Here is a 20,324-nt window from a genome sequence, read left to right as displayed (position 1 = left end):
GCCCCCATTAAGTATGCGCTCCGAACTAATTGGACTGAGCTAGCCGGATGGCAATGACATCTTCTGTCGCACAGACTCCGATCGCACGAAAAATTTCAACCAATGCCGTCATCCGAACCGTGTTCGCGAACGGGTCGATCTCTCGCGCCGATATTGCCAAGCTAACCGGCTTGTCAAAACAGACGATTTCCGATGTCGTGCGCGACCTTGAGGATGACGGATGGCTGAAACCAGTCGGGCAGACTGATGGTCGCCCGGGCCGAAATGCGATCACCTATGAAATCAATGCCAGAGCGGGACTGGCGGTTTCTATCGATCTGGGGAGCACAAAGATTGCTGCGGCTATTTGCGATCTGTTAGGGAACGTGGTTGCTGAAACCAAAATATCCACCGACCCGCGCGGCGGAATGCATCTCGTCAATCAGTTCAGCGATCTTATCGTAGAACTCGCGTTTGCGGCGGGGACGACTGCCGACAAACTCCGCCTCGTCGTTCTGGGCAGTCCCGGTGTGCTCGATCCGGCCACCGGGCATATCAACGTAGCACCAAGCATCCCCGGCATCGATGCCATAAATCTGCGGCAAGTCTTCAGCGACAGAATGGGGATACCGGTGATCGTTGAAAATGACGTCAATCTGGCCGCGCAAGGGGAGAGATGGCGGGGACACGGTATCGAAACCAGCAATTTTGCTTTCGTTGCTCTCGGAACGGGCGTCGGCATGGGCATCATCGCCAACGGAACGCTATTGCGCGGCGCGCGTGGGGCGGCCGGTGAAATCGCCTATCTTCCGATCGGCGGAGACGCTTTTGATCCTGGCGGATTTACGCTTGGAACCTTTGAGAGTGCGGTCGGCAGCGTCGCGATGTTGCGCCGCTACGTCGGTTTCGGCGGGCGTAACGCATCCACCGTGGCCGATCTCTTCGCTGCGTTTAATGCAGGAGAAACGAGTGCTGCGGCTGCCATCGAAGAGACGGCACGGCTGGTCGCAGTCGCTATTGCTGCAATCGGAGCGGCTCTCGATCCTGAACTGGTGATCACCGGCGGCAGCATCGGCGCAAGACCGGAACTCGTCAACGCCATCCGCGGTTTCCTGCCGCGTTGTACGCCTTATCCGCCGCGCATCGAGATCAGTCGCTTTGGGAACCGCGCCGCCCTGATGGGAGGAATGGGGATCGCGGTTGAGCGCATGCATGACGATCTATTTGGTGTAAAATTGAGGGAAGTTTGAAGAGCGCGTGCCTGAGAGCCAACGTGCAGCGCCGCCACTTGAGAAGCGCTGGAAATGCGCTAGATTTTCTATCATGATAACAGCAACGCAGATACGCGGCGCCCGCGCCATGATCGGAATGAGCATCGAAGAGCTCGCCGCCGCCAGCGGCCTGCCGGTCGAGACCGTGATGGCGCTGGAAAACGGCGAATTCGCGGGTGAGCCGCACGCGCTGTTCGACGTGCGCAGCACGCTCGAGGCGAACGGCATCATCTTCCTGTCGAGCGGCAATCAGGATGAAGGCGGCCCCGGTATCCGGTTACGAGCACGTACCTCCAGCGATGACGGCATCCGGCCGGAAAATCTCAACGCCGCCAACGACGACTGACGGAACCAATCGGACGCCCGCGCGTTTCGCTGTCCCACAACATATCGGGGCCTATAACATATCGGGGGCAGTTTCTTGAACCGCAGCAATGGTCTCTACGTCATCATCGGTGTTCTTGTCGTCGCCGTCATCGGCCTCGGCGCCTATATCTTCCACGAGGAAAGCAAGCCTCAAGGCATCGAGATGAGCATCGGTAAGAACGGTGTCTCGATCGAGCAGAACTGATCTTTAGAGATAGGTTTTTGCAAGGTCGGCGAGTTTGCCGCCGTCTTTCACGCCCTGCCTGTAGAGCTGGATGATGACCGCACCGATCCGCTCGGCCTCCGGCGTCGTCCTGGCGAGGCCGCGTTCGTCGCAGACCTTGTCGAGCACTTGCGAAAGCAGATCGAGATCTTCCGAAAATAACGGCAAATCATGCGGATGAATTGATGATCGTAACATCACGCCGCATCTCCTCCGAGGGCAAACGCATCCACGCTTGCATCGCCGGCCGCCCTCCGCAACCGACCATAAAGTGATTATGCGCGAGGGTCTGAACTTTAGCAACTACGCAAATTCTTGTGGAACAAAATCATGGAACAAAATTTTATCCCGCGCGTTCTGGCCGCGTTTGGTAGCAGGAATCAGTGAGTGCAGACGTGAGTGAAAAGCGCTTTCCCTCCCCCGTCCGGGTCGTTTCTCCAAACAGCAGCCTGATCGTTTCCACCGTCTGGGAGGCCGTCGAATATCTGAAACGGTGGCCGAGCAAGCGCGGGCGCGATTATCGCGTTGCGCGCCAGCACTGCCTGGATGCGCTCGATGGACTGCGCAGCCCAGACGCAGCACAGGCTTCCTTCATCACGGCAGCGAAGACGGCGGGACTGCTGGTGTAAGAGCGGTTAGCCGTTACGGCCGCCAGCGGCGACCAACTGGGGATGGATGGAGCCCTCCATGATCACCCTGGCGGTAATCTCGACTACCCGCTCCTCGGCGAGCTCGGCAAGCGCGAGGGCGACATCGCCTTCCGACCAGCCGGCTTTGACGGCCTCGTCCGACAGAGCCTGGAACGCGCTGGCGAGGCTCTGCCTGCAAGTTAGATTGTGCTTCATATCCGTCATGCTCGACTAGGCTATCTGTGACAGGGACAATGTTAATCTACACATATTCCCGAGAATGCGAAGAGGCTTCAGGTTTTTTTCAATCCAAAATTGGGTTGTTAACTTCAAAACTGGGTATAATCTTAACAAAAGGCAACAAATACCACCTCTCCCAACTGAGGCAGTACCAAAAAGAACTAAAGGATTTATTTGCGATGCGCCTTCAAAGGGTATTTCATCACATTATTTAGTTTAAATGGTCGAAGCGGGCGGAGCCGGATGCAGCGGCGCTTTGAACCACGAAAATGCGGCAAAGCTGAACGCGGGCCGTTTTCAGCATCTTCAGGGCACCCTGTCAATCAGCTTCGGGATCCGGCGGGCGAGCGTCGGGCGTGCTGGAGAATGTCTCGCGCTGTCGGTGCTGCCAATCGGCAGTGACGCTTAGTCGCCACGAACGCCTTCGGCGTTAATCACCGTAATACCACAACGACACCACACTCCCGTCAAAGTCCGCCGTACCCTTGGCGGCTCACTTCTTCAGGTTTTCAGGAGGTAAAATGTCTATCGAACTGGACGCTACTACCTATATACACGCCAAACCGGCGACCGCCCATTCCTATATTCTGCCGGCCGTTGTCGATGTTCTCGAGAACAGTTTCCAGGAGGCAAAAGAAACAGCGGTCTTCGACCTCGGTTGCGGCACCGGCGGTGCTGCAGCCGTGCTTGCGGAAAAAGGCTATGACGTCGTCGGCGTCGATCCCTCCCAGGACGGCATCGCAAAAGCGAGAACGGCCCACCCCGATCTTCCGCTGGAAATCGGCTCCGGATACGAAGATCTTTCCAGCCGGTATGGGACCTTCGATGCGGTGATAAGCCTCGAGGTGGTGGAGCATGTTTATGATCCTAAGGCTTTCTCGGCCACCATGTATGATCTGGTAAAGCCTGGCGGCATCGCGGTTATGTCGACGCCTTTTCACGGCTACTGGAAAAATCTGGCATTGGCCGTCAGCGGAAAGATGGACGACCATTTCATGCCTCTGAAGGACCATGGCCATATCAAATTCTGGTCTCCCGGAACGCTCAGCACACTCCTGGTCGAAACAGGCTTCGAAGCCGTCGACTTCGAATATGTCGGGAGGATTCCGCTGCTCGCCAAATCGATGATCGCAATCGCTCAAAAACCGCACTGAAAGTGGTCGAAGCCCCGCCGCCGTTTGCAATGGCGGCGCTACAGCTCGTCTACAACATGAACAAATGACATTTTCGTTCGGGGCGTTCGGCTCCCGTTTTAGCATTTCTGCCAATGCCTCGTCCCCTTCTCCGCCGGCAGCGGGACGAAAAAGTGACATTCTGACTGGGATTTCAAGGGGATAAATGGTCGGGGCGACTGGACTCGAACCAGCGACCCCTTGACCCCCAGTCAAGTGCGCTACCGGGCTGCGCTACGCCCCGACCTGCCGAAACGGCTTGTTTCGTTTAGTTTTTCAGCGCGTGCAATGCAAGCGGAAAAACCTTGCCTCCAACAAAAAGGGAGTAGTTTGCCGCAATGCTCAGATCGCGGCGAGCTTCAGCCGACCTTCGGCGGTTTGGATGGGCTGCCATGCCTGGTAGGTGGCGATAGAAAAATGCGGTGTTTCGAAGGGCGTGGCGTGCGTTTCGGTGATGACGGTAACGTCGGCGCCGGCGGCTTCGCCGGCGAGAATGCCGGCGACGGCATCTTCGAAGACCAGGCATCTTTTCGGATCGACGCCGAGGCGGCTTGCGCCGAGCAGATATCCTTCGGGGCTGGGCTTGCCTGATTTGACCTCTTGACCGCTGACGATGACCTTCGGCATCGGAATGCCGGCGGCTTCCATGCGGCGCCTGGCGAGCTCGATCGGCGCCGAAGTGACGATTGCCCATCGGCCCTCGGCGATGGCGGAGAGGAAGCGGACGGCGCCGGGGATCTCGACGATGCCGGAGACATCCTCCATTTCCTCGGCGAGCAGCAGATCCGCCTCATGGGCCGGATCGACGCCGGGCAGGCCGAGTCCGCGGATCACATCGGAGGCGCGGATGCCATGGATCGTCTTCAAGAAGACCGCCGGCTCGAAGCCATGGCGTCTTGCCCATTCACTCCAGACGCGTTCGACGACCGCAATAGAATTCAGCAGCGTTCCGTCCATGTCGAAAAGGAAGGCGTCATAGGATCTGTTGAGGATGTCATGGAGAGCGGGCACGGGGCGTTTCCTTGCGGGTCACAGCGCCGCGCGTCTTTGAAGACGTGCAAAGGGACGCTGTGGTATTTAGAAGCTACGCAAGCGACTAGCGGAGAGCGGAAACGGCGTCAACGTCAGTTGTTGGTGTCTGGGTGGGTGACGTTACGGACGTCGGCAAGACCGCGGGCGGCGTCGCGGCTGCCGGTCGCGGCAGCGGCTTCGAAGATACGGGTCGCATCGCCGTACATTTTGAGATTGAGGTAGCAGTAGCCGCGCAGAACCATCAGGTCGATGCGCTCCTGCTGCAGCTGGGCACGCTGATCAAGATAGATGAGGGTTTCGCGGTAACGGCCGGCGTCGAAGGCTGAAAGCGCACGGTCGGCGAGGATCGCCACCTGAAGCTCGGCGGCGCGCTGGCGGTTCTGCGGTGCTTTGGTGGCTGCAACGGCGGCATTGCCGGAGAGGCCGGCGCGCAGATAGGCAAGGCTTTGGCCATAGGCTGCGTCTTCGCGGACCTTGCGGGCTGGACTCTGCAATGCCGCCTCGAAGGCCGAGATCGCCTCCATCGGCCGGTTGATATCCATCAGGCACCAGCCGCGCGACAGCGCGTCGGCCGGCTTAAGCTGCCCCGCATCGATTGTCGTCGAGCAGCCGCGCGTCTGGCGCGGACCGCGTGGGACGTTGACCGTCTCCATAGATGGCCCTGCCGCGCGAACGACTACTTCCGACCCCGGCTGCAGGGTGACGCGGCGCTCGGCCGGAAGCGGCTCGGCCGGGGGACGCTGCGTCGGCTGAGCCGGTTGCTGTGCGGCAAGCCCCCCCTTCTCCGGCGGCTGCGTGACGGCATTCGGCATCAGGGACGACGTGTCTTCGAGATTGGTGATCCGGCTCGACCGGCCGGTCCAGGCACGCTGGAGGTCGAGCACGCCCTTGCGGTCGCTCAGTTGCTCGCGGGTGATGACAAGGCCATAGGCGGACGGTTCGTCATCGGGTTTCCAGGCAAGCGCCGTCTCGAACCAGCGTGCGGCGGTCTGGAACTGGTTAAGGGAGCGGGCATACCAGCCGAACTGCTGCGCCGTCGGCACATATTTCCGGGCGATGACCTCGGTAGCGATGCGGTGCAGCACGTCTTCGGCCAGATCGGCCGGCGGCTGCAACGCCATCAGGTTGGCGGTGGCGGCGAGATAGGTTGATGTCGCGTCATCGGAATCGGCGCGCCAGCGGAACATCACGTCCTCGGCTTCCTCAGGCGCCTTGCGGGCGATCAGCGCCAGCGCCAGCCCCTGCGAAGCGGTCGCCGAATCTTGCTTGGCTCGAGCGGCACGGAACCATTTCTCGGCATCGGCATCATTGTTGCGGCGAAGCTGGTACCAGCCGAGCAGCAGCGCATCGGAGGCAAGCCCCTCCGTCCCGGCGAGTTTTTCGAGGCGGGCGATATAATCGGGCGCGATGGCGAGATTCGGATCGTCATCGCCCTCGGCCATGAAGCGTCGGGCGAGGTTGTCGCGAATCGCATTGAATTCCTTGCTGCCGTCGGCAGCAGGCCTCTCCAGCGCGAGCAGCGCCTGCATCGGCTGGTAGGCAAGCAGCGTCGAGGCCTTCTCGACCGTCGCCTGCCGCTCGGCCGGATTGGTGCAGTTCTTCAGGATATAAGCGTAGGCGTCCTGGCCGCGCTGCGCCCTCTCCGTCTGGATGAAGGCTTCGGCGACGCGCCAGAGGACATCGATCTCGCTGCAGGTGAGCAGGCTCGGTGTTGCAGCAGCGATATCGACCACAGTCGCATGTTGCTTGAGGTCCGAAGCATTGACGAGGCGGGCGCGGGCCTCGGCGACGTCAAGCCGGTCGAGCAGATCGGCCGGCGGCTGCCATCCGGCATCGGCTGCCTGGCGGTCGGCGACGGCCTTGCGCAGCTCCGCATAGCGGCCATCCGAATAGAGCTGCCACATGGCCTCGAGCTGCTTGTCGCCATTCTGCGGCACGGCGAGCGGATCGGCCGGCGGGACCCAGTTCGGATAGAGCGCCTGAAGGCGGGAGATCTCGGCCTGCAGGCGCACCTTGTCGCCGCGGCTGGCGAAATAACGAAGCGCACTTTCATCGACGGCAGGCTGCGGCGCCGCGGCCGCCTGTTGCGGAGCCGGCGGCGCGGAAACGATTGGGGGTGTCACTGGTGCCGGCTGGGCGACGGTCTGAGCCGGCGGAGCAGCCGTCTGAGGTGCCGCAGGCTGCGATTCAGCGGCATCCGAATCGGACGTGTCCGGTGCTGACGGCGACGGCGAAGTGATCGCCTCGATCTTGTCGGCGACGAGCTGCGCATTGAATTCGGAATTGCCGGCAGGAACCTCCGGCTTGATGCGGCCCATCATCATCAGCTCCGGCGCCGGCTTGCCGGCAGACCCAAGGCCGAACTTTTCCTGCAGAGCGGCACGATCTTTCAGCCCGGTGACGAGGGTTGCCACCACGACTGCCGCTGAAACCGCCACGAGAGAAGACTTCACAGACACTCCGGATGCTTCTCCCCAATATAGGCCAGCCCCAGCAACTGAAGCGTGGACGGATAATAGAGTGCGGGCGCAAATTGCAGGGCCGAGACCGGCAACTTGGTCCCATCGACTACACAGGCCACAACATCGTTAACAATTCGATAACCTGCGTCCGGCAACACGGTCTTCGTCCGGCCGGTGGTCAGATCGATGGTGGCTGGAACGCCGTCTTGCGACATCCCCTGCTGCAGACGGATCAGCAGCGCCTTGTCGGTGACGCCGCCGCGAACGAGATAGAGCGGGATGCGGATGGCGTTATAGGCAAATTCAGCGTCGAAACCCTGCGCCGGCTGCGGCTGGCCGCTGAGACTCACCCATTCGGCGGGAAGCTTGCGCGGGCCGAACTGCATCGTCTTCAACAGCGTTAGGCCATCATCCGACAGTTTTTGCCAGGCATCCGACGGAGCGAGCGCCGCCATCACCGGGATCGCCTCGTAAATCCAGTAGGACGGGTTGACGACGGGACCGTCCTTACGGTCGGCAGCGGCAAAACCCTGGCTCCCCGGCAACAGGAGCGTGTGGCCGGCCGCGTGCACAACGGTTTCGGCAAGCAGCGCCTGCGCCATGCGGGAGGCCGCGAAGATATAGTCGTTGCGTTTCCACGCCGTGCCGGCAAGCGCCAGCGCATAGGCGATCAGCATGTCGCCATCCGAGGCATTGTTTGTGTCGGTGACGTGCGGCCTGACGTTCGGATCCCATTTCCACACGGCCAGGCCATCGTCGCGCAGCAGCAGCTCGGTGCGGGTAAAATACCAGATCTGTTCGAAATCGGCGGGACTGGCTGAGAGATAGGCGAGCAGCATGCCATAACCCTGCCCTTCGCTATGGCTGATATTGCCGTTGCCGTTATCGATAATGCGGCCGGTCGCATCGAGAAACTTCGCCTTGTAGGCCGCCCATGCGCCGGCATTGATCATCGCCTGCTGGGCAACGGCAGGCGGGCTCGCCGCCGCGAGCGCGACCGTTGCCGCCAGCAGGAGCGCGCGCCACCGCCTCATTTGGACCGGCCCAGTTTTCTGAGCATGCTCGAGGTGGTGATCCCGATCAGCAGCACGAAGACGACCAGCAGGAAGGCGTAGGAGAGGATATTCGTCGATAGCCAGTTGGCGGCGATCAGGCGGTAATTGGCGATCGACCAGGGGGTGGACGGCACGAAATCGAAACGGGTGACGGGCACGGTTTCGATCTTGCCTGTCTTACTCGAATAGGTTGTGATGTGGCCTGATATCTGCGGCCAGTTCAGTTGCGCGGTCAGAACCTCGAGCCCTTCGCGCAGGTCCTTCGCCGATGGCGCCGCCACCACGGTCCAGGCGCCGGCTCCCGCGGGGCTGGAGCCTTGGGCGACCAGCAGCGTGTCGGCGTTGGCCGGCGTGAAAATCTGCTCGGCGCCGGGGATGAATTGCAGCGAGCTGCGGGAGATATCGAAATTGCGCGACAGCCACTCGCGGAAGGCAGTGACCCGGTTGCGCAAGACACCGCCGCTGACCTTGGAATTCCACTCCTCGAAGGCAGTACCGGTATCGACGACGCCCACCTGCGTATCCGGCACGGGACGCCATGAGGCTTGGCTCGCCGTGGCGATATTGGTCTGCGACAGCGCGGTTGCCGGCATCTGCGAGATGGAGCCGATGAAGATTGCGTCACGATCGCCGATCGTATTCGGCGAGGCGACGGTTTCGACGGCGATCGGATGGCCGGCGGTGATCGCCATCTGGCCGAGCAGCGTGGCGGCGGCCGAAAGCGTATCGGCATCGATGCGATCGATGAAGAGCGGCGTCGGCTCCGTGGCCCGACCATAGGGATAGGCAGTGCCGGCCATTGCGGCCAGATTCGGACGCTGACCGACGCGGGCGAAATCCGGAATCTGCAGCTCGGAGGTATCGAACAGGGCAAAACGCGGGGTGGCGCCGGCGGTCGAGCCCGGCGCGCAGACGGCATCGTCCTTGGTCATCAGGATCGCCTCGATCGCCACCGAATTGAGACCTGGCTTGAAGTGACGCATGGTCACGCGGATCGGCAGATGACGGAGAATGCCGCCTGATGTTGTGGTGATCGGCACGGTGGAGGCGATGTTGTCGTTGACGTAGATATCGATGTGGCTGCCGGGCATCACGTTATCGGTATAGGCGGCGTCGAGCAGCACCTTCGCCTCGCCATAGGCATTGGCATAAAAATCGGCCGGCACGGCGATATTGAAGCTGGTGCGCAACCGCCGGCCGGAGAATTCTGTGGTCTTCACACCGAGCTGAGACAAAGCGATGTTCGTGTCGGAAAACACCAGCGGCGCGTTCGGCGCGCTCCAGCGCTCGGTGGTCAGCACGTCGCGACGAACATCCGAGGACCGGTCCGTCGGGGAGACGATGGTATCGATCGCCGACGAGACCGCCTGCCAGGAGGGGCCGCTGATCAGAAGCACCGGCGAGCCGCTGCGCGGATCGGTGACAAAGGCGGCGAGTGCCGCACTTTCGGCGCCGGGCGGCAGGCCGGGAAAGAGCGGCCGCAGCTCCGCCGCGGTGCCGACGAGCACGCTGAGCTTGCCGGGCCCGCCAGCCGGAAGCGAAGCGGTGTTGAAGGCGAATATCTGGTTCGGCATGCTGCTCAACACCGACAGGCCCTGCGCCAGCCGTAGCAGCGGCTTGGTGGTTCCCGGCTGCTCCAGCGCCGGGACAACGATGTCGAACTCCGTCTTGCCAGCGCCGTCGACGCCGATGGCGCGGATTGCGTCGGCGCTCGATAGCTGGGTGGCATCCCTGCCGGCAAAACTCAGATAGGTTCCGGCCGGATCGATATTCGACCACAGTTCATAAGTCGATTGGATGCTGCAATCGGTGCGGTGGCGCTGATTGGCTTCGAAGGTGACGAGGTTGGCGCCCGGCTGCAACAGACCGGGCGGAACCTCGAAGGTGACGGCCGAAGAGCCATCCGGCGAGCCGACGCGCTGCTGGCCGATCGGGCGGTTGTTGAGATAGACGGTCAGCGCGGAGGCCTCTGGCGCGACGACGATGGAATTCTGGTAGGCGAAGGTGAAGCTTGCCTTGGCCGCCGCCTGCTCCGGCGTCAGATAGACCGACCATGACCGACGGTCGTATTCACCGCCGAGGCCGAGTTTCGAAAAGGGCACGACGAAGCGACGGACGTCGCCGGCACGCGGCGGCGCAACGCTATTTGCCGTGGCGGCAGGCTGTGGCGCGGGCGACGGCGACTGCGGTGGCTGGGCGGCGATCGGCGGAGGAACGGGAGCAGGAGCAGCCGGGCTTGCAGGTGCGGGTATGACGGAAACCGGAGGCGTGACGGGAACCGGCGCAGTGGCTGCTGCGGGCGGCGTGGGCGACGTCAATCTCGGGGTAACGGACGCACCGGGCGGCCGCTCGCCGGACATGTCGAAGGGTGCCGTCTGCGCCTGGGCGAAGGCGGAGGCATTCAGCAGGAGAAGCGAGGCGGCTACGATGCTTCTCATCCGGCGTTGACCTTTGCCGCCTGCTGCTGGGCTTCTCGCTCCGGCCGCATGCTGCGGAAGAAGTAAACGAGGCCGCGGCTCGTCTGGTAGAACGACATGCCGAGAAACCAGATAGTGCCGCGGATCAGGCCAGGATTGCGCCGGCGCGAGGCCTGGAACTCTGTCCACTGGCCGGAATTGGCAAACATCAGGTCGGCGATCAGGCGATGGTCGAGCGCGCTTTTCGGGACGTACTGACAGCCGACATTGCTGATGTCGCCCGACGGCTCGATATTGCGGACGATGAGCGGCAGGGTTTCCAGATCCGCGCCGCTATAGGGCCGGAAGCGAATTTCGCCGACGGCGCCGACCAGCATCTCGTCGAGCTGCTTGTTGAAGATGTGAAGCCTTGCGCCGTGGACGGAGACGTCCTCGATCGAAGCCGTGTACCACTTGCCGTTGGCGCCGAATTCGCAGCGCCGGTTGACCCTGACGCGACGGGACGAGGCGCGCTCGCCGCGCTCCGACACGACACCCAGCGCGCAGCCGGCCATGATCAGGTTGATGACATTCCATCCACCGACGACGAGCGTGACGTCGGCCTTATAGGGCTCGGCATAAATCTTGTAGATGGTGATGATGAGCGCGACGATCTGCACCGCAAAGATGACGAAGAACGGACGGCTGATTTCCGACAGACGGCTGACGGCGATCGATTCGTCCTTGGCAGTGACCTTGAAGGTCGGTTTCCTCGGATTGAGCATGACGGAGACGACGGCCGGCAGCAGATGCACAGTCTGGACATATTCGTAGAGCTCGGAAATCCAGGGCCAGCGGAACGACCCGTAGAGGTAGTTCTGCATCATCAGATTCACCAGCATATAGGCAAGCGTATAGGCGAGGAACTCACCGCCCGAAGCGGTGAAGATTTCCAGATCGAAGAACAGGTAGAAGAGCGGCGCAAACAGGAAGATCGTGCGCGGGAATGGGAAGAGCCAGAAAAGCGTGGAGGACATGTAGCAGAAGCGCTGCGGGATCGTCAGGCCGCGCTTCAGAAGCGGAAAGCGGAAGCGCAGGATCTGCATCATCCCCTGAGCCCAGCGGCTGCGCTGGCCGATGAAGCTTGCGAAGGTGGCTGGCTGCAGGCCGGCGATCAGCGGCTTGTCGACATAGATGCTGTTCCAGCCGCTGCCATGGAGCGCCAACGCCGTCTCGCAATCCTCGGTGATGCTGATGCCGGAAAAGCCGTTCTGGGATTCGAGCGCCCTGCGGCTCAGAACCGCGGCCGAGCCGCAGAAGAAGGCGGCGTTCCATTTATCGAGGCCGCGCTGGATGATGCCGTAGAACATCTCGTTCTCGCTCGGCATCTTGTCGAAGGTGCGCAGGTTGCGTTCCAGCGGATCGGGATTGATAAAGAAGTGCGGGGTCTGGACAAGGAAGAGCTTCGGATCGTCTTCGAAGTAACCCACCGTCTCCAGCAGGAAATCGCGGGCCGGCGCGTGGTCCGCATCGAAGACGGCGATGAGTTCGCCGGTCGAATGTTTCATGCCGTTGTTGAGATTGCCGGCCTTGGCGTGCTCGTTGCGGTCGCGCGTGAGGTAGTGGACATCGAGATCGTCGCAGAGCTGCTTCAGCTCGATATGGCGGGCGGCAGCCGCCTGGGCTTCGAGCAGCTTGCCGGAATTGCGCTTCTGCAGGGTGCCGCCGTCGTCGAGCAGCCAGACATGCAACTTCTCGGCCGGATAATCCATGGCCTTGGCGGCGGCCAGCGTGTTTCCCAACAGGCCGGCATCCTCGTTATAGGATGGTACGAAGACGTCGACATGAGGGAAACGCTCATTCTTGGCGGCACGCGAAGGGCGTGACGGCAAAGGTGTGGCAACGATGAAGAGGCTGAGCGCCAGCATCGCAACGCTATACATTTCGGCAAGATAGAGCAGCAGGCCGGGAATGAAATTTGCCAGCTGATTCACAGGTGGCAGCGTATTGGTAGTGCGCCAGTAGACATAGCGCAGCACGATCGACGTACCGAAGGCGAGCGCCACCAGGCGCCAGGTCCCCTCGCCCTTCAGCACCTTGATCAGCGCCATGACTGTCACGACGGTGATGCTGGTGATGAGCTGGGTCTGCAGGTTGACCGGCAGCGTGATCAGCACGATCATGCAGAGCGAAACCACGGCCCATATGATGACACTGCGGGCTTTGCGCATGGACGTTCCTTCGAAATTGCTCAACCGGGGCATCATCTGGCGCCCGCGGGCATGCTCATTATCTCTGGCAGGCGGCCGTCATGGCCGCGTCGCCTATGCAGTCCGGCGAAGGCACGGTGACGCCGATCGCCCTTACCGATTGTTCGATTGGCGCGGCGGCCGCATCCGGCCTTGCGCTCGTCAGTGGCGCCTCTCCCGGCAGCGGCACGCGCGGGCCGATAGGCGCCGGCACCGCTGCGACGCCTTGAGCTGGTTGCGCGGTCGAGGCGCTGCGAACGGCAGCGGCCCGCGGCCGGCCGACAACGGCAGGCGCCGGCTCGTAGCCGATCGGCATCGGGCTGGCGCGATAACCGCCTTCGTCGGGATAGATCGGTGCGCCGGTGCGCCCGAGCGCCACGTCGGCGGGCGGCGGATTGCCGTAAGGGTTCCAGACCTCGCCGTCGAAGGTGCCGGTGACGGTGTAGCCATAGACGATGCCGAGCAACTGGCGCTCGCTCGCTCTCGCATCGCAAAGGCGCAGGCGCAGCTGGATCATGCCGAAATTACGCGCCTGGGTATTGGCGTTGGTGCTCGAGCGGATCTGCTGCCAGGCATAGACGCAGGTGTCGCCGGCACGGCTGCGGCCGGAGGCATAACCGAAGGGGCCATAGGCGTTCTGCAGGAAGGTCGCCGACGTCGCCATCGGCACGCCGGGGGCCGAACGGGCCACCTCGCGGGCAATGCCGCTCTCATTGATCTTGCTGAAGCCGGCATTGCCGGCGCCGGGATTGGCCCCGGAAGCGCCGAAGAACTGGACCTTCAGGGAATTCTGACCGGGCACGGAGGATGAGGTAAACAGCGAGATCGTCTGCTCGACGCCGTTGCCGCGCTTGCGCTCGACGACGCTGACGATCGACGGGCCGCCCGGCGGCGGCAGGACGAGCGCCTTTTCAGGCGCCACGGTTTCCGGCGCGGAAGGCTGGCGCACACCGCCTGTCGATGTGCAGCCGGCCATCATGCCCGCCACGGCCACCAGCAATATTGTTTTCCGCAAGCGCATGTCTCGAGCCGCCGCAATCGTCTTTCTAGAGATCCATTCGCAAGCCGAAACGCGACGGATCGTCGAATCAACGACCGGTTGGTCGTCCGTTCAGAATAAACGTCCAACATGGTTAGCGAAAAGTAAACAAGCGAGCTCTAACATCACCATCTGGGCTCTTTTCGAACGCTGTTCAGGCAGATCAACCGTATGATGCAAAAATTAATTTAGTAACAACTTAAATGCTCTCATTGCGTCTGTCACTGCTGTTGCGAAAGGCCGCGGGGAACTATGCCGCATGGCCAGCGTTGCCTTGATGTCTTAGGTAGGAAAAGGAGAAATCCAATGCGCAAGACCATGCTGGCTGCGGCCGCCATGCTGACCATCAGCTCTGCCGCCTTCGCGCAGAGCACCGTCATCGTCACCGATCCCGCACCGACCGGCTCAGTCGTATTGCCCGGCGAGGTGCGCACCTATGTGATGGAGCAAAACACACCTTCCGTCGTCTATGAAGGCGACATCGCGGTCGGCACGACGCTGCCCGATACCGTCGAAGTGCATACCGTGCCTGATATTGACGGCTACGGTTATACCGTCGTCAACGAGCGACGCGTGATCGTCGAGCCGAAGACGCATCGCATCATCCAGGTCCTGGAATAACCCGATCTTGAACTATGGACGTGCGGCCGTATTTCGGCTTCACGTCCTCTCATCTTCCATCCTCGCCGGTACATTCAGAAGTTCGCGGATCTTGTGGGCGAGCTGCTCGAGGCTGAAGGGCTTGGCAAGCAGGGAAACGCCGTGATCGAGCACCCCGTTGTGAACGATGGCATTGCGGGTGTAGCCGGTCGTATAGAGGATCCGGATCGCCGGCCATTTTTCCCGGACGATATCGGCAAGCTGACGTCCGCTCATCTGCGGCATGACGATATCGGTGAAGATCAGGTCGACTGCCGCATTTTGCTCCAGAAGCATAAGCGCTTCCATGCCGCTAGCCGCCTGCAATACGGTGTAACCGAGTTCATGCAGGCTTTCGGCGGTCATGGTGCGGACGTTCTCATCGTCCTCCACTACCAGGATCGTATCTTTGACGCTGCCCTGAGGAAGCGGCTGGGCGCCGGCGACATTCAACCGGGCGTCCGCCGCGCCGACATGACGGGGAAGATAGATCTTCAACGTCGTGCCCCTGTCGATCTCTGAATAGATCTTGATGTGGCCGCCGCTCTGCTTGACGTAGCCGTAAACTTGGCTGAGGCCGAGACCGGTGCCTTTACCGGGTCCTTTGGTCGTGTAGAACGGGTCGAAGGCTCGTTCGATCACTTCCGGCGACATGCCGGTGCCGGTGTCGGTGATGCTGATCATCACATATTGGCCTGCCTCGACCTCCGAATGCATGCGCGAATATCGCTCGTCGAGTTCGGTATTGGCGGTCTCGATCGTCAGATTTCCGCCGCCCGGCATGGCATCGCGAGCGTTGACGGCAAGGTTCAGGATGGCATTCTCGAGCTGGCTCAAATCGGCAAAGCTCGGCCAAAGGCCGCCGGCAAGCACAGTCTCGATCCGAATGTGCTCGCCGAGCGTGCGACGCAGCAGCTCCGACATGCCGCCGACTAGCTTGTTGAGGTCGATCATCTCAGGGGCGAGCGGCTGCTGGCGCGAGAAGGCGAGAAGACGCGCAGTCAGCACCGCCGCTCTCTGCGCCCCGTCTCTGGCATTCTGGATGGAGTATGGCAGGCGAGGATCCTCGCTGCCGGTCAGGCGCCGCTGGGCGAGATCGAGATTGCCGATGATGATTGCCAGCATGTTGTTGAAATCATGGGCGACGCCGCCGGTCAGCTGGCCGATCGTCTCCATCTTCTGCAACTGGCGGACCTGCGCCTGAGCGGCAGCATTCTCTTCCATCTCGTGCCTGAGCTCGGCAGTGCGCTGGACCACTGTCTGTTCGAGGCGCGTGTTGAAGCTGTTCAGTTCACTGCGAAGGCGGCTTTGCCTGCCATGGGCGATGATGATCATCTCCATCAGGCCAACGATGATCACGGCATTGATAAGATAGGTGGAAAGGCCGACCCATTGGCCGGCGCTGGCCGGCCAGAAAACATTATGCGGCTCGACGAAAAACTGCTGGACAATGAAACCGGCAACCAATGTCGCGACAAAGCCCGGCCCGGCGCCGCCTATGAAACTCGCGAGCAATATCGCCGGAAGGAAGCTCAGGAAGGGAAATCCGGAAAGAGAGTCGCTGGCGGCAAGCCTCAGAAGAAACGTCAGGCCAACGAAGGCAATGGCCAGCGGATATGTATAACCCGGCCTGTGACGCAGCCAATCCGTGGCACTCAGCAAATCCATCCGACACCCCTTCTTACAGCGCCGCGCGTCTTTCGAGAGCCGCAAAAGACGCTGCAATACTTTGAATTGCTGCATAATTTTCTCCATAAATCGATTCCGATTTAAGGAATTATGCAGGAGCCGTTGCAAAGACGGCATCCAGCTTTTGCACATCGAATTTCAACCGGCAATATGCTGTTTCTCGCACTGCCGACCACGGCGTCTTGACGAGCCGTGCAAGCAGTCCACATAAACCTCCATGCCTAAGCGTGTCGCAATCTTTCAGATTCGCTCCTTGCGCTTTAGGTCTTTGTTTTTAGGCATGTCGTTATCGCAAAACCGCTCACAATTTGCGCGACATGCTTTAGCAAGGGGGCAATGGGTGAACCGGATCATGAAAGACATATTCATCGTCGAAGACGACACGCTGATTGCCATGCTGCTCGAGGACATGCTCGCCGATCTGGGCTACCGGGTGTGCGCGAGCGCGCCCGATCTGGAACGGGCGCTGACAACCGCCAGGGATACGGAGTTCGACGCTGCAATTCTCGACGTTTCGCTTGCAGGGCAGAGTTCGCTGCCGGTCGCAAAGCTGCTCGATGAACGCGGAAAACCCTATCTCTATGCGACGGGATACGGTACCGCACCTGAAGGCAGCAGCCCAAGCACGCTGCCTGTGCTGCAAAAACCCTTCCAGCTCAGCGAACTCGAACAGGCGATGAAGCGGCTTACCGAAGCCTGACGTTCCTGTTCAGCGCACCTGATCGAGCAGACGCTTGCATTCCAGGAGGTCATAGAGCGCCTCCTGCAGCAGCGCCCTGTCTTCCTTGCCAACGCTCGATTTGCCGATCGAGACTTCCTGCTCGTCGTCTCCGGCGACGAAATTGAAGAACCGGCGGGTGATCGGCGGCTTGGCGCGGCCGACGATCTGGTCTTCGTCGGCCAAGCCGACGCGCGGTTCCCCGGCACCCGTGTCCTGCACGCCCGACGCTAGCGCCTCGACGCTGGCGAGGTCGCCATGACCGACCGATATGACGAACTTGTTGCCGTTGGTCTTCAGAAGCTTCTGCACACCCTTGATCGTATAGCCGTGATCATAGAGCAAATGCCGGATGCCCTTGAGGAGGTCGACATCTTCCGGCCGATAGTAGCGACGGCCGCCGCCGCGCTTCATCGGCTTTATCTGGGGAAAACGCGTCTCCCAGAAGCGCAGCACATGCTGCGGCAGATCAAGATCGTCTGCGACTTCGCTGATGGTGCGAAAGGCATCGGGGCTCTTGTCCAACGTCATGCTGTTACGCGACCTCGCGGCTCGATCCTACGGCGACTCATCATATTTCAACGGTTTGGCGCCGACAATTCAAGTCATGTCTTGACGTTGCGCACAAGGATGGAGAGTGCGAGGGAGAAAAAAAGCCGTTTCCGAAACGGGAAGCCAATTATCAGGGAGCCGGATTCTGCGGCTTCAGCTTGATCTTGCGAGCAACATGCGACTTGAGGATGCGCGTCTTCAGCACGTTCGATGCCTTGAAGGTCATGACCCGGCGGGGGGAAATCGGAACCTCCTCGCCGGTCTTCGGGTTGCGGCCGATTCGTTCGTTCTTGTCGCGCACCTGGAAGGTGGCGAAGGAGGAAAGCTTGACGGTTTCACCACGCACGATGGCGTTGCAGATCTCGTCGATGACGGTTTCGACCAGTTCCGCAGATTCGGTCCGGGAAAGCCCAACCTTTCGGAAAACGGATTCCGCCAGGTCTGCTCGCGTCACTGTTTTTCCGGTCATGGTTTCCCCGCCCATACAAAATATTTTGTGAAATCGCACGAAGAGTATTTGTCTTGCGCCTTACGGTCAAGCTCTTGTTCGCCGCCAGTTTTTTAGGATTCGTGCCTACCAGCGCAGCAGAACCGCACCCCAGGTAAAGCCGCCACCCATCGCTTCGAGCATCACCAGGTCGCCCTTCTTGATGCGGCCGTCGCCGGCAGCGGTCGCAAGTGCCAACGGGATCGAGGCGGCCGACGTATTGCCGTGCAGGTCGACGGTGATGACCACCTTCGCGGCATCGATGTTCAGCTTTTTCGCCGAACCGTCGATAATGCGGCGATTGGCCTGGTGCGGCACCAGCCAGTCGAGGTCATCGGCAGTGGTGCCGGTCGAATCGAAAGCCGCCTGAATGACATCGGTGATCATGCCGACGGCGTATTTGAAGACCTCGCGACCTTCCATGCGCAGCTTGCCGACAGTGCCGGTGGTCGACGGTCCGCCATCGACATAGAGCTTTTCCTTGTGCGAGCCGTCGGAACGCAAATGCGCGGTCAGCACGCCGCGATCGCTAACGGTTCCCTTGCCTTCGGTCGCTTCGAGTATGATCGCGCCGGCGCCGTCGCCGAAAAGCACGCAGGTGGTACGGTCGTTCCAGTCGAGAATGCGCGAAAAAGTTTCGGCGCCGATGACGAGAACGCGCTTTGCCAGCCCGCCGCGGATATAGGCATCCGCGGTCGTCACCGCATAGACGAAACCGGTGCAGACGGCCTGGACGTCGAAGGCGAAGCCGTGACTCATGCCGAGCCGGTTCTGGATGTTGACCGACGTGGCCGGAAACGTGTTGTCCGGCGTCGAGGTGGCACAGATGACAAGATCGATATCGGCAGGTGTCAGGCCGCCATTGGCAAGCGCTGCGCGTGCGGCGGCCTCGCCGAGCGACGCCGTCGTTTCGTCATCGCCGGCGACATAACGCTGGCGGATGCCGGTGCGCTGGACGATCCATTCGTCGGATGTGTCGACGATGGCCTCCATGTCACGATTGGTCATCACGCGCTTCGGAAGTGCGGCTCCGAACCCGCGAACCACTGAACGGATCATCTTTGATTGAACCCCATCGCTCATGCCGCTTCCGGGCCCATCGGGGGCAGCCGCTTGGCATGATATTTCTTAAGATCGTTTTCTATTTTCTGATTGAGGCCGTTCTTGGCCATGTCGTAGCCGACTTCGATGGCGGCTGCGATGCCTTCGGCATTCGCCCCGCCATGGCTCTTGATGACGATGCCGTTCAGGCCGAGAAACACGCCGCCATTGACCTTGCTCGGATCGAGCTTCTCGCGAAGCATGTCGAAGGCGCTTTTGGCGAAGAGGTAGCCGATACGGGCGAGCAGCGTGCGCGACATGGCGGCCCGCAGATATTCGCCGATCTGCTTGGCGGTGCCTTCGGCGGTCTTGAGCGCGATGTTGCCGGAGAATCCTTCGGTGACGACGACGTCGACCGTACCCTTGCCAAGGTCGTTGCCCTCGACGAAGCCGGAATATTCGAGCGAGTCGATGTTTGCCTCGCGCAACAGCCGGCCTGCCTCCTTGACCTCCTCCTGGCCTTTCATCTCCTCGACGCCGACGTTGAGAAGGCCAACCGTCGGACGTTCGACTTCGAAAAGCGCGCGCGCCATGGCGCCGCCCATCAGGGCAAAATCCATCAGCTGCTGCGCATCGGCGCCGATCGTCGCGCCGACATCGAGCACGATGCTCTCACCCTTCAGCGTCGGCCAGATCGCGGCAATCGCCGGACGCTCGATATTGGCCATCGTGCGCAGACAGAATTTCGCCATCGCCATCAGTGCGCCGGTATTGCCGGCCGAGACCGCGACATCGGCCTCCCCCGTCTTCACCGCCTCGATCGAGCGCCACATGGTGGAGATGTAGCGGCCTCGGCGCAGCGCCTGGCTCGGCTTCTCATCCATGGCGACGGCAAGCTCGCAGTCGTGAAAGATCGATTTTTCCTTGAGTTTCGGAAATTTGGCGAGAACCGGATCGCACTGTTCCTTGAGACCGTAGAGAACGAAGGAAATATCCGGATGCCGATCCAACGCCTTGGCGGCGCCGGGGATGACAACCTGGGGACCAAAGTCGCCACCCATGAGGTCGAGAGATATTCTGATCAC

Annotated in this window: 20 protein-coding genes and 1 tRNA gene; 7 read left to right on the top strand and 14 right to left on the bottom strand. The window is 61.1% G+C overall.

What is annotated here, in order from left to right:
• The first annotated feature begins 47 nt into the window (after nt 1-47).
• From AC245Y_RS06600 to AC245Y_RS06590, 3 genes are all read left to right on the top strand, one after another.
• A complete protein-coding gene (locus AC245Y_RS06600; RefSeq protein ID WP_017993588.1) occupies nt 48-1,229 on the top strand; it encodes an ROK family transcriptional regulator in 1,182 nt (393 codons plus the stop codon).
• A 73-nt stretch (nt 1,230-1,302) separates the two neighbouring features.
• Nucleotides 1,303-1,596, top strand: a complete 294-nt coding sequence (locus AC245Y_RS06595) for a helix-turn-helix domain-containing protein (RefSeq protein ID WP_003547265.1) — start codon at nt 1,303-1,305, stop codon at nt 1,594-1,596.
• 75 nt (nt 1,597-1,671) lie between these two features.
• Nucleotides 1,672-1,821, top strand: coding sequence for a hypothetical protein (locus tag AC245Y_RS06590; protein ID WP_012756918.1), 150 nt, complete (start codon nt 1,672-1,674; stop codon nt 1,819-1,821).
• A gap of 3 nt (nt 1,822-1,824) precedes the next feature.
• Here the strand turns inward: AC245Y_RS06590 and AC245Y_RS06585 are convergent, their stop codons facing one another.
• Nucleotides 1,825-2,037, bottom strand: coding sequence for a hypothetical protein (locus AC245Y_RS06585; RefSeq protein ID WP_029872887.1), 213 nt, complete (start codon nt 2,035-2,037; stop codon nt 1,825-1,827).
• A gap of 197 nt (nt 2,038-2,234) precedes the next feature.
• Between AC245Y_RS06585 and AC245Y_RS06580 the strand changes: the two genes are divergently transcribed.
• The gene (locus AC245Y_RS06580) at nt 2,235-2,468 is read left to right on the top strand and encodes a DUF982 domain-containing protein (RefSeq protein ID WP_017993587.1); all 234 of its coding nucleotides are present in this window, start codon (nt 2,235-2,237) and stop codon (nt 2,466-2,468) included.
• 6 nt (nt 2,469-2,474) lie between these two features.
• On the opposite strand, the gene AC245Y_RS06575 is transcribed toward AC245Y_RS06580, so the two are convergent.
• Nucleotides 2,475-2,693, bottom strand: coding sequence for a hypothetical protein (locus tag AC245Y_RS06575; protein ID WP_020486948.1), 219 nt, complete (start codon nt 2,691-2,693; stop codon nt 2,475-2,477).
• Between the two features lie 536 nt (nt 2,694-3,229).
• Between AC245Y_RS06575 and AC245Y_RS06570 the strand changes: the two genes are divergently transcribed.
• Nucleotides 3,230-3,862, top strand: coding sequence for a class I SAM-dependent methyltransferase (locus AC245Y_RS06570; RefSeq protein ID WP_017993585.1), 633 nt, complete (start codon nt 3,230-3,232; stop codon nt 3,860-3,862).
• A 185-nt stretch (nt 3,863-4,047) separates the two neighbouring features.
• Here AC245Y_RS06570 and AC245Y_RS06565 read toward each other — a convergent pair.
• The 7 genes from AC245Y_RS06565 to bcsN form a co-directional block, all read right to left on the bottom strand.
• Nucleotides 4,048-4,124: transfer RNA gene (locus AC245Y_RS06565), tRNA-Pro, on the bottom strand.
• A 98-nt stretch (nt 4,125-4,222) separates the two neighbouring features.
• Entirely contained in the window at nt 4,223-4,891 is a 669-nt protein-coding gene (locus AC245Y_RS06560) for an HAD family hydrolase (protein ID WP_017993584.1), read from the bottom strand.
• A 113-nt stretch (nt 4,892-5,004) separates the two neighbouring features.
• Nucleotides 5,005-7,365, bottom strand: coding sequence for a cellulose synthase (locus tag AC245Y_RS06555; RefSeq protein ID WP_026157313.1), 2,361 nt, complete (start codon nt 7,363-7,365; stop codon nt 5,005-5,007).
• A complete protein-coding gene (locus tag AC245Y_RS06550; protein ID WP_017993582.1) occupies nt 7,362-8,408 on the bottom strand; it encodes a family 8 glycosyl hydrolase in 1,047 nt (348 codons plus the stop codon). Before AC245Y_RS06550 ends, AC245Y_RS06555 begins: the two co-directional genes overlap by 4 nt.
• Nucleotides 8,405-10,867: a cellulose biosynthesis cyclic di-GMP-binding regulatory protein BcsB gene (locus AC245Y_RS06545; protein ID WP_017993581.1), complete on the bottom strand. Its 2,463-nt coding sequence runs from the start codon at nt 10,865-10,867 to the stop codon at nt 8,405-8,407. Before AC245Y_RS06545 ends, AC245Y_RS06550 begins: the two co-directional genes overlap by 4 nt.
• Nucleotides 10,864-13,056 (bottom strand): UDP-forming cellulose synthase catalytic subunit, encoded by a 2,193-nt coding sequence (bcsA, locus tag AC245Y_RS06540; protein WP_012756909.1) that lies wholly within the window; start codon nt 13,054-13,056, stop codon nt 10,864-10,866. Before bcsA ends, AC245Y_RS06545 begins: the two co-directional genes overlap by 4 nt.
• 58 nt (nt 13,057-13,114) lie before the next feature.
• Nucleotides 13,115-14,095 carry a cellulose biosynthesis protein BcsN gene (bcsN, locus tag AC245Y_RS06535; protein WP_026157311.1) on the bottom strand — a complete coding sequence of 327 codons (981 nt, stop codon included), beginning with the start codon at nt 14,093-14,095 and terminating at the stop codon, nt 13,115-13,117.
• 324 nt (nt 14,096-14,419) lie between these two features.
• Between bcsN and AC245Y_RS06530 the strand changes: the two genes are divergently transcribed.
• On the top strand, nt 14,420-14,734 hold the full coding sequence (locus AC245Y_RS06530; protein ID WP_012756907.1) for a DUF1236 domain-containing protein: 315 nt from the start codon (nt 14,420-14,422) through the stop codon (nt 14,732-14,734).
• Nucleotides 14,735-14,773: 39 nt separating this feature from the next.
• On the opposite strand, the gene AC245Y_RS06525 is transcribed toward AC245Y_RS06530, so the two are convergent.
• Nucleotides 14,774-16,420, bottom strand: coding sequence for an ATP-binding protein (locus AC245Y_RS06525; protein ID WP_017993578.1), 1,647 nt, complete (start codon nt 16,418-16,420; stop codon nt 14,774-14,776).
• A gap of 373 nt (nt 16,421-16,793) precedes the next feature.
• Here AC245Y_RS06525 and AC245Y_RS06520 point away from each other — a divergent pair, with 373 nt between their 5' ends.
• On the top strand, nt 16,794-17,141 hold the full coding sequence (locus AC245Y_RS06520; protein ID WP_017993577.1) for a response regulator: 348 nt from the start codon (nt 16,794-16,796) through the stop codon (nt 17,139-17,141).
• A 9-nt stretch (nt 17,142-17,150) separates the two neighbouring features.
• Here the strand turns inward: AC245Y_RS06520 and AC245Y_RS06515 are convergent, their stop codons facing one another.
• The 4 genes from AC245Y_RS06515 to plsX form a co-directional block, all read right to left on the bottom strand.
• A complete protein-coding gene (locus AC245Y_RS06515) occupies nt 17,151-17,690 on the bottom strand; it encodes a MerR family transcriptional regulator (RefSeq protein ID WP_012756904.1) in 540 nt (179 codons plus the stop codon).
• Between the two features lie 151 nt (nt 17,691-17,841).
• The gene (locus AC245Y_RS06510; RefSeq protein WP_003558352.1) at nt 17,842-18,180 is read right to left on the bottom strand and encodes an integration host factor subunit alpha; all 339 of its coding nucleotides are present in this window, start codon (nt 18,178-18,180) and stop codon (nt 17,842-17,844) included.
• Between the two features lie 105 nt (nt 18,181-18,285).
• The gene (locus AC245Y_RS06505; RefSeq protein WP_026157310.1) at nt 18,286-19,257 is read right to left on the bottom strand and encodes a beta-ketoacyl-ACP synthase III; all 972 of its coding nucleotides are present in this window, start codon (nt 19,255-19,257) and stop codon (nt 18,286-18,288) included.
• A gap of 20 nt (nt 19,258-19,277) precedes the next feature.
• Complete coding sequence (gene plsX, locus AC245Y_RS06500) at nt 19,278-20,324, bottom strand: phosphate acyltransferase PlsX (protein ID WP_012756902.1); 1,047 nt, start codon at nt 20,322-20,324, stop codon at nt 19,278-19,280.

This window comes from Rhizobium sp. SRDI943 (assembly GCF_057653695.1).
Note: the sequence above shows the minus strand (reverse complement) of the source record. Positions and strands in the feature narration are given on the sequence as shown.